At 67.4% G+C, this 14,111-nt stretch carries 14 protein-coding genes; 7 read left to right on the forward strand and 7 right to left on the reverse strand.

Annotated elements, in window-relative coordinates:
• Positions 1–7: 7 nt before the first annotated feature.
• On the reverse strand, positions 8–937 hold the full coding sequence (locus DIE03_RS33500) for a 2-hydroxyacid dehydrogenase (RefSeq protein WP_124456434.1): 930 nt from the start codon (positions 935–937) through the stop codon (positions 8–10).
• 166 nt (positions 938–1,103) lie between these two features.
• Between DIE03_RS33500 and DIE03_RS33505 the strand changes: the two genes are divergently transcribed.
• The 7 genes from DIE03_RS33505 to DIE03_RS33535 all read left to right on the forward strand — a co-directional run bounded on the left by DIE03_RS33505 (position 1,104) and on the right by DIE03_RS33535 (position 6,675).
• Positions 1,104–2,027 (forward strand): ABC transporter substrate-binding protein, encoded by a 924-nt coding sequence (locus DIE03_RS33505; protein WP_124456435.1) that lies wholly within the window; start codon positions 1,104–1,106, stop codon positions 2,025–2,027.
• Complete coding sequence (locus tag DIE03_RS33510) at positions 2,024–3,202, forward strand: ABC transporter permease (RefSeq protein WP_124456436.1); 1,179 nt, start codon at positions 2,024–2,026, stop codon at positions 3,200–3,202. Before DIE03_RS33505 ends, DIE03_RS33510 begins: the two co-directional genes overlap by 4 nt.
• Entirely contained in the window at positions 3,199–4,152 is a 954-nt protein-coding gene (locus DIE03_RS33515; RefSeq protein WP_124456437.1) for an ABC transporter ATP-binding protein, read from the forward strand. Before DIE03_RS33510 ends, DIE03_RS33515 begins: the two co-directional genes overlap by 4 nt.
• A complete protein-coding gene (locus DIE03_RS33520; protein ID WP_124456438.1) occupies positions 4,149–4,916 on the forward strand; it encodes an ABC transporter permease in 768 nt (255 codons plus the stop codon). Before DIE03_RS33515 ends, DIE03_RS33520 begins: the two co-directional genes overlap by 4 nt.
• 32 nt (positions 4,917–4,948) lie before the next feature.
• On the forward strand, positions 4,949–5,344 hold the full coding sequence (arr, locus tag DIE03_RS33525) for an NAD(+)--rifampin ADP-ribosyltransferase (protein ID WP_124456439.1): 396 nt from the start codon (positions 4,949–4,951) through the stop codon (positions 5,342–5,344).
• 218 nt (positions 5,345–5,562) lie between these two features.
• Complete coding sequence (locus tag DIE03_RS33530; RefSeq protein ID WP_124456440.1) at positions 5,563–6,255, forward strand: lytic transglycosylase domain-containing protein; 693 nt, start codon at positions 5,563–5,565, stop codon at positions 6,253–6,255.
• 3 nt (positions 6,256–6,258) lie between these two features.
• Complete coding sequence (locus DIE03_RS33535) at positions 6,259–6,675, forward strand: lysozyme inhibitor LprI family protein (protein WP_124456441.1); 417 nt, start codon at positions 6,259–6,261, stop codon at positions 6,673–6,675.
• A 197-nt stretch (positions 6,676–6,872) separates the two neighbouring features.
• On the opposite strand, the gene DIE03_RS33540 is transcribed toward DIE03_RS33535, so the two are convergent.
• From DIE03_RS33540 to DIE03_RS33565, 6 genes are read right to left on the reverse strand one after another with little or no spacing between them, the layout of a single operon-like run.
• Positions 6,873–7,313, reverse strand: coding sequence for a dihydroneopterin aldolase (locus DIE03_RS33540; protein ID WP_124456442.1), 441 nt, complete (start codon positions 7,311–7,313; stop codon positions 6,873–6,875).
• Complete coding sequence (locus DIE03_RS33545) at positions 7,310–7,942, reverse strand: sarcosine oxidase subunit gamma (RefSeq protein ID WP_124456443.1); 633 nt, start codon at positions 7,940–7,942, stop codon at positions 7,310–7,312. The genes DIE03_RS33540 and DIE03_RS33545 overlap by 4 nt, the downstream gene beginning before the upstream one ends.
• Entirely contained in the window at positions 7,932–10,943 is a 3,012-nt protein-coding gene (locus DIE03_RS33550; protein WP_124456444.1) for a sarcosine oxidase subunit alpha family protein, read from the reverse strand. Before DIE03_RS33550 ends, DIE03_RS33545 begins: the two co-directional genes overlap by 11 nt.
• Positions 10,940–11,239, reverse strand: a complete 300-nt coding sequence (locus DIE03_RS33555; protein WP_124456445.1) for a sarcosine oxidase subunit delta — start codon at positions 11,237–11,239, stop codon at positions 10,940–10,942. The genes DIE03_RS33550 and DIE03_RS33555 overlap by 4 nt, the downstream gene beginning before the upstream one ends.
• Before the next feature lie 22 nt (positions 11,240–11,261).
• On the reverse strand, positions 11,262–12,506 hold the full coding sequence (locus tag DIE03_RS33560; RefSeq protein ID WP_006480591.1) for a sarcosine oxidase subunit beta family protein: 1,245 nt from the start codon (positions 12,504–12,506) through the stop codon (positions 11,262–11,264).
• 14 nt (positions 12,507–12,520) lie between these two features.
• Positions 12,521–13,906: an L-serine ammonia-lyase gene (locus DIE03_RS33565; protein ID WP_124456446.1), complete on the reverse strand. Its 1,386-nt coding sequence runs from the start codon at positions 13,904–13,906 to the stop codon at positions 12,521–12,523.
• Between the last annotated feature and the right edge of the window lie 205 nt (positions 13,907–14,111).

The raw sequence follows: 14,111 nt of genomic DNA on the forward strand, positions 1-14,111 counted from the left end.
TCGGCAATCACACCGGCGTCAACACCGGCTGCCCCGCGAAATGCCGCGCTGCGTTGTCGAGAAACTGCTGCACCGACCGATCGAGCGCCTCGGGCGACCAGCCGCCCATGTGCGGCGTGAGCACCACGCTGTCGAGATCGATCAGAGCCTGCGGCGGCTCCGGTTCCCCTTCGTACACGTCGAGCCCCGCGCCCGCGATGCGCCGTTCGCGCAACGCGTCTGCCAAAGCAGCGGTATCGACAACGCTGCCGCGCGATACGTTGACGAGAAAGCCGCCGGGGCCGAGCGCATCGAGCACGGTGCGATCGATCAGGTGACGCGTGCCCGCGCCGCCCGGCGTCGCGACGATCAGGAAATCGGCCCACTGCGCGAGCGCGTCGACCCGGTCGAAATAGCGGTACGGCACGGGCTTCTCCGAGCGGTTGTGATAACCGATCTCGATGTCGAAGCCGGCCGCGCGACGCGCGCACTTCTCGCCGATCTTGCCGAGCCCGACGATGCCGAGCTTCTTGCCCGACACGTTCGGCGGCATCGACAGCCCGTCGCGCCACACGCCAGCGCGGGTTTTCGCGTCGAGCTGCACGACGTTGCGCACCGCCGCGAGCAGCAGCGCGAACGCGTGATCGGCAACGCAATCGTCGTTGGTGCCCGCGCCCGTGACGACCGTGACGCCGCGCGCCTTCGCATGCGCGACGTCGATATGCTCGTAGCCGGCGCCGAGCGCGCTGACGAACGTGAGTTGCGGCAGCCGGTCGATCTCGGCGGCGGTGAGCCCCGTGCTGCCGTTGGTCAGCACCGCGCGAATCGTGCTGCCGTGTTCGGCGATCGCGCGTGCCCGTTCGTCGGGCGTCGAGGCGTGGCGCACGTCGAAAGACGCGGCGATCTCGCGCTGCGCGTCGCCGCGCAATGCGATGAGGACCAGCAACTCGGGCTTCATGTCAGCAAGTGTCCACAGGCAGGAATGAATTTCAGTGTAACAAGCGCGCGTGACGGATACGGGTTATCCCCACACCGGCTGTGGGCACGCCGCCGCACGCGGTTTGCCAAAGCCGGCTCAGTCAAGTAACTTTCGGCGTACGCCCCCGTCCTGGAGATTGGCCCCGATGAAGCTCGCCCTGCCCGCCCGGATCCTGGGCCTCGCGTTCGCCGCCGCCCTCGTCGCGCCCGGCGCGCACGCCGACACACCTGTCGTGGTGTCGTCGAAGATCGACACCGAAGGCAACCTGCTCGGCAATCTCATCGCGCAGGTGCTGAAGGCCCACGGCATTCCGGTCACCGAAAAGATCGCGCTCGGCACGACACCGATCGTGCGCAAGGCGCTCACGAGCGGCGAGATCGACATCTACCCCGAATACACGGGCAACGCCGCGTTCTTCTTCAACAAGGCCGACGACCCCGCGTGGAAGGACGCCGGACAAGGCTACGACACCGCGAAGAAGCTCGACTACGCGGCGAACCATCTCGTGTGGCTCGCGCCGGCGCCCGCGAACAACACCTGGGGCGTCGCACTGCTCGCCCCTGTCGCGCAGTCGCAGCACCTGAAGACCTTCTCCGATTTCGGCAAGTGGGTGGCCGGCGGCGGCAAGGTGAAACTCGCGGCATCGGCCGAATTCGTGAACAGCGCGTCCGCGCTGCCGTCGTTCGAGAAGGCGTACGGCTTCAAGCTGAAGCCCGAGCAGCTCGTCGTGTTGTCCGGCGGCGACACGGCCGCGACGATCAAGGCCGCCGCGAACCAGACCGACGGCGTGAACGCCGCGATGGTCTACGGCACCGACGGCGGCATCGCATCGAGCGGCCTCGCGGTGCTCGACGACGACAAGCACGTGCAGCCCGTCTACGCGCCGGCGCCGGTGATCCGCGAAGCCGTGCTGAAAGCGCATCCGCAGATCGCCGACTATCTGAAGCCGGTATTCGCGAGCCTCGACCTGAAGACGCTGCAGTCGCTGAACGCCCGCATCCAGATCAACGGCGAGCCGGCCGCCGGCGTCGCGAAAAGCTACCTGAAAGCGAAGGGCTTCGTGAAATGACGGCGCGCGCGGCGGCGTCCGCGCGGCGCGTCACACTCGACAAGGTCGGCATCCTGATCGGGGTACTGACGATCGTCGCCGTGTTCGGGCTGCCGTTCGCGGTGCTGCGGCCGAACCGGATCGCGGCCGGCACCGGGCTGTCGGTGTTCGCCGCGCTGCCGCCGATGCAGGGCGCCGCGCTCGCCGCACTGTGGACCGCCGGCGCGCTGTGGGCGATGACGGCGAGCCGTCCCGCGCGGCGGCTCGCGGCCGGCTGCGCGGCGCTCGCCACGCTCGCGTATGCGGTCGGCGCGGCCGCGACGCACGTCGTCGCACCCGACGACATGCTGGCCCGCGTGTCGCCCGATGCCGGCGTCTGGCTGCTGCTGTTCGCGTGGTCCGTGCTCATCGCCGACGCGCTCGCACGGCTCGCGTTCGGCCCGTGGCGGCGGCTCGCCGCGCTCGCCGTCGCGATAGCAGCGGTTTCCGTGCCGCTCGCGAGCGGCTGGTGGGACAGCCTTTCCGTGATGCGTGAATACGCGGTGCGCAGCGACGATTTCTGGCGCGAGGCGATCCGCCACGTGTCGCTCGCGGGCGGCTCGGTCGCCGCCGCGCTCGTCGCGGGCTTGCCGCTCGGTATCGCCTGCGCACGCATCGCGGCGGTGCGCACCGTCGCGATGCCCGTGCTCAATGTCGTGCAGACGATCCCCAGCATCGCGATGTACGGGCTGATGATGGCGCCGCTCGGCCTGCTCGCCGCGCACGTGCCGCTCGCGGCCGCGCTCGGCATCCGCGGGATCGGCATCGCACCGGCCGTGCTCGCGCTGTTCCTGTATTCGCTGCTGCCGATCGCATCGAGCGTCGTGGTCGGGCTCGGGCAGGTGCCGCCGCATGTGACCGAAGCCGCACGCGCGATGGGCATGACGCGTGCGCAGCGGCTGCTGCGCGTCGATCTCGTGCTCGCGCTGCCGGTGATCCTGAGCGGCCTGCGCATCGTGCTCGTGCAGAACATCGGCCTGACCGCGGTCGCCGCGCTGATCGGCGGCGGCGGGTTCGGCACCTTCATCTTCCAGGGGATCGGGCAATCGGCCGCCGATCTCGTGCTGCTCGGCGCGATCCCGACGATCGCGCTCGCACTGGCGGCCGCCGTCGTGTTCGAAGCCGCGACGTCGCTCGCGAAGGGACGTACCGCATGATCGAGATCGAACGGGCCGGCAAACGCTTCGGCGACGTGGTCGCCGTCGACGACGTGTCGCTGACGATAGAGCGCGGCACCATCACCGCACTCGTCGGCGCATCGGGCAGCGGCAAGTCGACACTCCTGCGCATGATCAACCGGCTGATCGCGCCGACCAGCGGCACGATCCGCATCGACGGCGTCGATACGGCGACCGTCGCGCCCGAGCAGTTGCGGCGCGGCATCGGCTACGCGATCCAGGGGCACGGGCTGTTCCCGCACTGGAGCGTCGCGCGCAACATCGCGACCGTGCCACGCCTGCTCGGCTGGGCCGCCGATCGCATCGACGCGCGCGTGAACGAGCTGCTCGAGCTGTTCCACCTCGCGCCGGCCGAGTTCGCGGGCAAACTCCCGCACGAACTGTCGGGCGGCCAGCAGCAGCGCGTCGGCGTGGCACGCGCGCTCGCGGCCGAGCCGGCGATGCTGCTGATGGACGAACCGTTCGGCGCGCTCGACCCGATCATTCGCGGCAAGGCGCAGGACGACCTGTTCGCGCTGCAGCGCCGCCTCGGCATCACGGTCGTGATCGTCACGCACGATATCGAGGAAGCGCTGAAGCTCGGCGACACGATCGCGGTGATGGACGGCGGCAAGCTGCTGCAGGTCGCGACGCCGGCCGAGATTCTCGGCAAGCCGGCGGCCGGCGTCGTCGAGCAGCTCGTCGCGGGCGTCGACCGGCCGCTGCGCCTGCTCGCGCTGACGCCGATCGATACGGTGGCCGAACCCGGCCATGCCGACGGTGAACCGATCGCCGCGACGCGCACGCTGCGCGACGCGGTGTCCGAGCTGCTGTGGCGCGGTGTCGATGCGCTGCCCGTCGACGATACGGCCGACGGCAACCGCCACGGACACGGCGCGCGCCGCATCACGCTCGACGCGATCCGTGCGCACGCGAGGAAGCCTGCATGACGGCGCACGGCAGCGTGCGGCCCACGCGCTCGGCACTTCCCGCGTACGTCGCGCGCGCCGCGGCGCTCGCGCTGCTGCTCGTGCTGCTGTTGCGCCCCGCGTGGCTGCAGGGCGTGTTCGCGCCGTTCGCGGACAACGGCGCACCGGTGATCTACGATCGTGCGAGCCTGCTCGATCTCACGCTCGCGCATCTCGGCACGGTCGCGCTGTCGAGCCTGATCGGCACGATCGTCGCGGTCGCGGCCGGCATCGCGGTCACGCGGCCGGCCGGCGCGGATTTCCTGCCGCTCGCACGCAGCGTCGTCGATATCGGCCAGACCTTCCCGCCCGTCGCCGTGCTCGCGCTCGCGGTGCCGGCCGTCGGCTTCGGCTTGAAGCCGGTGTTGATCGCGCTCGTTTTGTACGGGCTCCTGCCGGTTTTCGAAAGCACGATCGCGGGGCTCGAAGACGTGCCGCGCGACGTCGTCGATGCCGCACGTGGAATGGGGATGAGCGGCTGGCAGCAACTGGTGTCGGTCGAGCTGCCGCTCGCGTTTCCGGTGATCGTCAACGGGATCCGGCTCGCGGTCGTGATCAATCTCGGCACCGCGACGATCGGCTCGACGGTCGCCGCGCGCGGGCTCGGCGACGTGATCATCGCGGGCCTGCAGACGTCGAATACCGCATTCGTGCTGCAAGGCGGCGTGATCGTCGGGCTGCTCGCGGTGCTCGTCAGCGATGCGATCGGCGCGCTTGCGCGGGTGGCGAGCGCACGGCGCGCGTAAAAGCCGTTGCGAAATTTTTCGAAGGAGCAACCATGGCTGCCCTGGACACCGGCCCGTTTTTTCATGGCACGAAAGCGAATTTGCGGATCGGCGACTTGCTGACAGCAGGCTTCAGGTCGAATTATCGGGACAGTGTCGTGATGAATCACATTTATTTCACGGCCCTGTCCAAAGGCGCCGGCCTTGCGGCGGAAATCGCCAGGGGCGACGGCAAGCCGCGGGTTTACGTCGTCGAGCCCACCGGGGAATTCGAAAACGACCCGAACGTCACGGACAAGAAATTCCCGGGCAATCCGACGCGATCGTATCGAAGCACACTGCCGTTGAAAATCGTCGGCGAACTCGATAGCTGGGAACCCTACGATCCGGAGTTCATCCGGCAACTCAGGATCCGCATCGAAACCGGCATGGGCGAGATCATCAACTAGCGTTCCGTTCGGCCGATCCGCGTACAGGGCCAGGACTACAGTCGGAACAGGACAAGCGAACCCATGATCCGGACTCCGATGCGTGTCCGCGCAACGATCGGTGCATCGATCGTTGCGAAAGCCACAAACCTACACATCGCTTTCATTCGAGCCGGCGCTCGACCACTCGCCGCGATTGGTCGATATACTATGCGCCTCCCATTTCCCCGCACTCGACCATGCGACGACGGTTCTTCTGGCTGATCGTGCTTTCGCTCGGCATCGCGCAACAGGTATCGGCGCAGCAAGCGCCCGCACTGCCTGCATCGGCGCCCGAAGCGGTCGCATCGGCGCCGCCCGTCGCCTCCGCGCCGCTCGCGGATGCCAACGATCAGCCGAACGAAGCAAACCGCCGCATCACGTCCTACCTGACGAAGAAATTCGGCGTCGCGAAAGAACGCGCCGCGAAGCTCGCCGATATCGTGAGCGTCACTGCGACGAAATATTCGCTGCCGCCGGCACTCGTTTACGCCATTATTTCGATCGAATCGCGCTTCCAGGAAAAAGCGCGCGGCCAGCACGGCGCGACCGGGTTGATGCAGGTCGTGCCGTCTGCGCACCGCGGCATGCTGCGCAACGTGAAGGACCTGACCGAGCCGAATGCGAACGTCGAAGCCGGCTCGCGCATTCTGTCGGGCTACGTGAAGGCGGCCGGCGGCAACGTGCAGGCCGGGTTGAGGAGCTACAGCGGCGGATCCAGTGCGTATGCGGCGAAAGTGATGCAGCGGGTCGATTCGTTCCGGTTCGTGCTCGAACCCGAGGACGATGCGAAAAGCGCGAATACCGCGAACGATGCGAACAATGCGAAGGCGCACATGGTGCCGGTCAGCGATCCGTCAGCGGCGGCGGCCGCGAACCGCAACGCGAAGTAAGCAATGGCCACCCGCGTTCGCACGGCTCCGGTCCGACGCTGCGCGGCCCGGCTGCTCGCCATGGCTGCGCTGTCGGCCGGCCCTGTATCGGCTTTCGCCGTCGTCGACTGCGAACAGGCAGGGACGACGATGGAAGCCGTGCGACGCTGCGTGCTCGATCAGCAGCAGCAGCAAGTCGACAGCGCGTACCGGTCGCTTGCGCGCAAACTGCGCCCACGCAACCCCGACGCTGCCGCCCAACTCGCGAAATCGCAGACGAGTTGGGCCGCCTTTGCCGGCGATACTTGTGACTACGTGAAGACCGCCAATCCGCAGCAGACGATTCCGAGTGACGCCTGGCTGAGCTGTTGGGTGGATTTCAGTCAGGCACGCGTGCGCATCCTGAAGAAGTGGGAAGCGCAACTGACGCAGCCGAACTGACCGCCGGCCGTGCCATATCGCTCGTCGGCCAGATCGCCAATTGTTCCGATATTTCAGGAATAAAAGCACCAAAGGCCGGCGGCGACCCATTATTCTCATATTTCAGGAACTGTAAACGAGTACGGCGGCGCATTCGCGCCGCCGTCCCATGGAGTCGCCGGATCACCTCCCTCGCGCCTTGATCCAGCCCCCTTTGATCAAAGCTGCCCCGCCGCCCCCGTCCACCGCAGGTAATCCCCACGCGTCCAGTCGAGCGACACGCCGACGCGCCTCGTGCCGGGCCGGATCTTCGGCTTGTACACCGACAGCGTCAGCGACTCCAGCGCCGGCCATTCACGGAACGACAGCACCGCGATATCGGCGACGAGCGTTTCGAGCAGCCGCGTATGCGGCTTGTGCGACAGGAACGACGCGACGCGCGCGCAATAGCCGTCGTAATCGATCCACTCGCCCTGCTCGCTCGGCTCGCAGCGATACCCGAGCCGCGCATCGATCACGATCGGCTGCGGCGCTTCATGCTCGTGCGCATGAATGCCGATCCGCGCGGGCACTTTCAGTTCGTCGACGAACACGCTCCAGCCGCGCCCGCGCAGGCGCGGCGTGTCGATCGCCACGAACGGTTCGTCGAACGGCTTCATGATGCGAGCGGCGCCGCGGCGTCGAGCATGATGCGCACGAAATAGTCGGCGAAGCTGCGGCGCAGGACGATCTCGAACGTGTCGTCGCCGGTCGGGATCAGCGTGATCGGCGACTTGAAGTAGTGCGACTGCGCACACTGGCCCGGCTTGAACACACGCGGATGCAGGTCGAGCGGGCAGCCGCGCGCGATCACGTCGCGCACGCGTTCGCCGCTGATCTCGACGACCGTATAGCCGCTGCCGACATCGACGGCCGCCGCATACGAACCCTGCACGGCTTCCGCGAGCTTCGCTTCGAGCACGCCGGCCGGCACGGGCCCGTTCGAGCGCACGAGCCACTCGTCGGGGCCGAGCCACAGCACGTCGTACTCGGCGCCGCGCGCAACCGTGTTCGGCTCCGCGGGCGGCCGGCAGCCGACCACGCGCTCGAACGCGGCGACGAATGCCGGATCGCTCAACTCGCCGCGCACGTTGACGAGATCGAGGAACGACCGCTCGCGCAGCGCGAACTTCTTCGATGCGCGTGCCTGGTGCGGCTTCAGCACGTCGGCCGCGCCGACGAACGGCGATTCAAGCGTCACGCCGCCCGCACCCGCCACCTGCGTCTGGTTTCTCGTTTCATTCCACATGCTGGCGCACCCCTTCGGTATCGTAGAAAACCGGGCTCGAGATCTTCGCGGTGATGCGGCGGCCGTTGGCCAGCGGAATCACGACGCTCTCGCCCATCTTGTTCAGGCCGCCCTTCACCACCGCGAGCGCGATCGAGCGCTTCAGGATCGGGCTGTAGTAGCTCGACGTCACGTGGCCGATCATCGGCGTCGGATCGACCGCCGACACCTGTGTGTCCTTGGCGATGATCTGCGCGCCTTCCGGCAGCACGAACTGTTCGTCTTCGGTCAGGAGGCCGACGAACTGCTTGCGGCCCTCCTTCGCCGTGTCCGACCGCGCGAGCGAGCGCTTGCCGAGGAAGTCCTTCGACTTCGCGACGACGCCGCCCATCCCGAGGTCGTACGGCGTGATCGAGCCGTCGGTATCCTGGCCGACGATGATGTAGCCCTTCTCCGCGCGCAACACGTGCATCGTCTCGGTGCCGTACGGCGTGATGTCGAACTCGGCGCCGGCCGCCATCAGCGCTTCCCACACCGCGCGGCCCGCGTTCGCCGGCACGTTCACTTCATAGGCCAGCTCGCCCGAGAAGCTGATCCGCATCACGCGCGCCTTCGCACCCGCGACGGTGCCGTTCCGGTAGCTCATGAACGGGAACGCTTCGTTGCCGAAGTCGATGTCCTGGCACACCTTCTGCACGACCTTGCGGCTCTTCGGGCCGACCACCGCGAACGTCGCCCAGTGATCGGTGACCGACGCGAGCCGCACCTTCATGTCGGGCCATTCGGTCTGCAGCCAGCGCTCGAGCCACGTGAGCACGCGCGCCGCGCCGCCGGTGGTGGTCGTCATCATGAAATGCTGGTCGGCGAGGCGCACGGTCACGCCGTCGTCGAACACCATCCCGTTTTCGTCGAGCATCAACCCGTAGCGGCACTTGCCCACTTCGAGCTTGTTCCACGGGTTCGTGTACATCCAGTTCAGCAGCTTCACCGCGTCCGGGCCCTGGATGTCGATCTTGCCGAGCGTCGACGCGTCGAGAATGCCGACGCTGTTGCGCACCGCGAGGCATTCGCGCTTCACGGCCGCATGGAGATCCTCGCCGTTCTTCGGGAAATACCACGGCCGCTTCCAGTTGCCGACGTCCTCGAACATCGCACCGTGCTCGACGTGCCATTCGTGCACGCAGGTCTTGCGGATCGGGTCGAGGAAATCGCCCGTCTCGCGGCCCGCGAACGTACCGAACGACACGGGCGTGTAGTTCGGGCGGAACGTCGTCGTGCCCGTTTCCGGAATCGTCTTGCCGAGCGCGCCCGCGAGGATCGCCATCCCGTTGATGTTGCCGAGCTTGCCCTGGTCGGTGCCGAAGCCCATCGCCGTGTAGCGCTTCACGTGCTCGACCGACTCGAAGCCTTCGCGCGCCGCGAGCAGGATGTCGGCGGCCGCCACGTCGTTCTGGAAGTCGACGAACTGCTTCGGCCCGCGTGCGGCTGCCTCGCGGCTGCCGACGAGCCACAACGGCTGCAGTGCGCCTTCGACGGTTTCGGCGACCTGCGGCGCGACCGGGCGCTGCGCGGCCGTGAAGCCCGCGGCCTTCGCGGCTTCCGCGCCGGCATCGACCGCGAGCCGCAGCGCACGGGCCAGCCCGAATTCGCCGGCTGCCGCACCGATGCTCGCTTCCGCCTGCACGGGCTTGCCCGGCAGGAAGCATGCCTTCTCGTCGTTCCAGCACGCCTTGCCGCCCGACTGCGCGAACAGGTGCAGCACGGGGCTGAAGCCGCCCGACATCGCGACGAGGTCGCACGGCAGCGTCTGCAGCTTGCCGCCGGTCTGGCCGTTCGAGTAGGACGCGACGTCGACCGACGATACGCGCCACTTGCCCGAAGCGGCCGTCACGACCGCACCGCTCATCACCGTCACGCCCTGCCGCTTCGCAGCGGCCGGCAGCGCGCCGTTCGACGACGCACGCGAATCGACGACCGTCACCTTCGCGCCGCACGCCTTCAGGTCGAGTGCGGTCTGGTACGCACGGTCGTTGTTCGTGAACACGACTGCGTTGCGGCCGGGCAGCACACCGAAGCGATGCACGTAGGTGGAGACTGCGCCGGCCAGCATCACGCCCGGCAGGTCGTTGTTGCCGAACACGATCGGCCGCTCGTGCGCGCCGGTCGCGAGGATCACGCGCTTCGCGCGGACCTTCCACAGCAGCTCGCGCGTGCCCTTGCGCATCGATACCGGCAGGTGATCGGTCAGGCGCTGCGTGACCGTCACGAGGTTGTGGTCCTGGTAGCCGAACGCGGTGCTGCGCGACAGGATCGTCACGTCGGGCAGCTTGCGCAGTTCGGCCTCGATCTTCTCGACCCACTGCAGCGCGGGCTTCGCGTCGATCTCCGCGCGGCACGACAGCAGGCTGCCGCCGAGTTCGCGCTGGTCGTCGACGAGGATCACGCGGGCACCGGCGGTCGCTGCCGCATGCGCGGCGGCGAGGCCCGACGGGCCACCGCCGACCACGAGCACGTCGCAGTGCGCGTAGCACTTGTCGTAGCGATCGGCGTCGAGCACTTCAGGTGCCTTGCCGAGGCCGGCCGCTTCGCGGATCTTCTCTTCGTACTTCGGCCACATGTTGCGCGGCCACATGAACGTCTTGTAGTAGAACCCGGCCGGCATGAAGCGCGAGAACTTCTGGTTGATCGCGTACTTGTCGTTCTCGAGCGTCGGCTCGGCGTTCACGCTCGTCGCGACGAGCCCCTGGTACAGCTCGATCTCGGTCGCGCGTGCGTTCGGCACCGTGTACGGACCCGTTTCGAGCTGCACGACGGCATTCGGTTCGGCCACATCCGCCGTCACGATCCCGCGCGGACGGTGGTACTTGAAGCTGCGCGCGACGAAGTGCACGCCGTTCGCGAGCAGCGCGGACGCGAGCGTGTCGCCCTGGAAGCCCTGATACGTGCGGCCGTTGAACGTGAACGTCAACGGAATCGCGCGATTGATGCGGCCACCGGTGCCGAGGCGGTCTTTCTGGCTCATTTGCTCGTACCCTCTTCGTGTGCGTTGCCGGCAGCCGCGCTACCGAACTTTTCGTAGCCCTTGATATCGTAGGTCACCGTGTCGCGCGTGACCTTGAACCAGCGGCGGCAGCCCTGCGTGTGCAGCCATTGCTCCTTGTGCAGCCCGCGCTTGTTCTCGCGCATGAACACGTACTCGCCCCATTCACGGTCGGTCATGTTCTCGTTGTTGACGGGGCGCACGATGTCGGCTTCGCCGCCGCACGAGAACTCGGATTCGGCGCGCGGCCCGCACCACGGACATTCGATCAGCAACATGTTTCTTTCTCCTTCAGTGCGGTTAGTGCGCGACGGCGGCTGCGCCGTGCTCGTCGATCAGGTGGCCCGTGTAGAAGCGGTCGAGCGCGAACGGCGCGTTCAGCGGATGCGGTTCGTCACGCGCGATCGTGTGCGCGAACACCCAGCCCGAGCCCGGCGTCGCCTTGAAGCCGCCGGTACCCCAGCCGCAGTTGAAATAGAGGCCCTTCACGTCGGTCTTGGTGATGATCGGGCATGCATCCGGCGACACGTCGACGATGCCGCCCCACTGGCGGTTCATCCGCACGCGCGAGAACACCGGGAACATCTCGACGATCGCCTGCAGCGTGCTTTCGATGATGTGGAAGCTGCCGCGCTGGCCGAAGCCCGTGTACTGGTCGATGCCCGCGCCGATCACGAGGTCGCCCTTGTCGGACTGGCTGATGTACGCGTGCACCGCGTTCGACATGATCACCGAGTTGACGACCGGCTTGATCGGCTCGGACACCAGCGCCTGCAGCGGGTGGCTTTCGATCGGCAAGCGCACGCCGGCCATGTCGGCGAGCGTCGTCGTGTTGCCGGCCGCGACCACCGCGACCTTCTTCGCCTTGATGAAGCCCTTCACCGTATCGACGCCGACCACCGCGCCGCCTTCACGACGGATGCCCGTCACCTGGCAGTTCTGGATGATGTCGACGCCGGCGCGGTCCGCGCCGCGCGCGAAGCCCCACGCCACCGCATCGTGACGCGCGACGCCCGCACGGCGCTGGATCGATGCGCCGAGCACCGGGTAGCGGCTGTTCAGGTTGATCGTCGGCTCGATTTCCTTGATCTGCGCGGGCGTCAGGAATTCGGCGTCGACGCCGTTCAGCCGGTTCGCGTTCACGCGGCGCTCGGTGTCGCGCACGTCCTGCAGCGTGTGGGCCAGGTTCATCACGCCGCGCTGGCTGAACATCACGTTGTAGTTCAGGTCCTGCGACAGCCCTTCCCACAGCTTCATCGCCTTCTCGTACAGCGCGGCCGATTCGTCCCACAGATAGTTCGAGCGCACGATCGTCGTGTTGCGCGCGGTGTTGCCGCCGCCGATCCAGCCCTTCTCGAGGATCGCGACGTTCGTGATGCCGTGTTCCTTCGCGAGGTAGTACGCGGTCGCGAGGCCGTGGCCGCCGCCGCCGACGATCACGACGTCGTATTCCTTCTTCGGCTCCGGGCTCTTCCACTGCTTTTCCCAGTTCTCGTGATACGAGAGACCGTTGCGGAACAGGCTGAATATCGAGTAGCGGCTCATGTTGTGGTCCTTCGTTAGCATTCGATGACGTTCACGGCGAGACCGCCGCGCGACGTTTCCTTGTATTTCGTCTTCATGTCGGCGCCGGTTTCGCGCATCGTCTTGATCACGGAATCGAGCGACACGTAGTGCTGGCCGTTGCCCTTGAGCGCCATGCGCGACGCGTTCAGCGCCTTGATCGCGCCCATCGCGTTGCGCTCGATGCACGGGATCTGCACGAGCCCGCCTACGGGATCGCAGGTCATCCCGAGGTTGTGCTCCATGCCGATCTCGGCCGCGTTCTCGACCTGGTCGGGCGTGCCGCCCATCACGGCGGCGAGCGCGGCGGCGGCCATCGAGCACGCGACGCCCACTTCGCCCTGGCAACCGACTTCCGCGCCGGAGATCGACGCCGTTTCCTTGTAGATGATCCCGATCGCCGCGGCCGTCAGCAGGAATTCGACGATGCCGGCTTCGTTCGAGCCCGGCACGAACTTCACGTAGTAGTGCAGCACCGCGGGAATCACGCCGGCCGCGCCGTTGGTCGGCGCGGTGACCACGCGGCCGCCGGCAGCGTTCTCCTCGTTCACGGCCATCGCATACAGGTTGACCCAGTCGAGCATCGACAGCGGGTCGCGCAGCGATTCTTCCGAACGGGCGCGCAGGTGGCGATTCATTTCGGCCGCGCGGCGCTTCACGCGCATCGGTCCCGGCAGGTCGCCCTCGACCTTGCAGCCGCGCTCGACGCAGGCGGCCATCGTGCGCCAGATCGCGAGCAGCCCGGCGCGCACTTCGTCGGCGGCGCGCAGCGCGCATTCGTTGCGCATCATCAGTTCGGCGATCGACAGCCCGTGCTCGCGGCACTGGCGCATCAGGTCGTCGCCGGTGCGGAACGGGTACGGCACCTCGACCGCCGCGCGCACGCCGTTCACGCGATCGCCGTCGCGGTTCACGACGAAGCCGCCGCCGACCGAGTAATACTCTTTCTCGACGAGCAGCTGGCCATGCTCGTCGAACGCCTGGAAGCGCATCCCGTTCGGGTGCACGATGCTCGTGCCGCTCATCAGCTTGCGAAAGAAGCCGATGTGCTCCTTTTCCTCGAAGCGCACCGTCTGCTTGCCGAGCAGCGACAGCGACTTTTCCGCGCGGATCGCGGCGAGGCGCGGCTCGATCAGGTCGGGATCGATCGTGTCGGGCAGGTGGCCCTCGAGGCCGAGCAGCACGGCCTTGTCGGTGCCGTGGCCCTTGCCGGTCGCGCCGAGCGAGCCGTACAGCTCGACCCGCACGCGGCGCACGAAGCCGAGCAGGTTCGCGTCCTCCACGTGCGACGCGAAGCGGCACGCGGCGATCATCGGGCCGACCGTATGCGAACTGGACGGGCCGATGCCGATCTTGAACAGGTCGAACGCGCTGACGTTCATCTGGCTTCCTCAGGGTGACATGCGTGGAATGACGTTGGGCACCAGTACATCAAAGCGTAAAATCGGCCGATAGAACAAAAACGGCATCGGCGTGGGATACCGCCGCCAAGCACCGTGCCGGCCGGCCCGAAAGTGCGTTTTGGCGATGGTTCGCGACGGAAAACCACAAGTCCGGCCTGGGCCGATCGGCGACGCTGGCTTCATC

Source organism: Burkholderia sp. Bp8992, assembly GCF_003853705.1.
Taxonomy (GTDB): Bacteria; Pseudomonadota; Gammaproteobacteria; order Burkholderiales; family Burkholderiaceae; genus Burkholderia.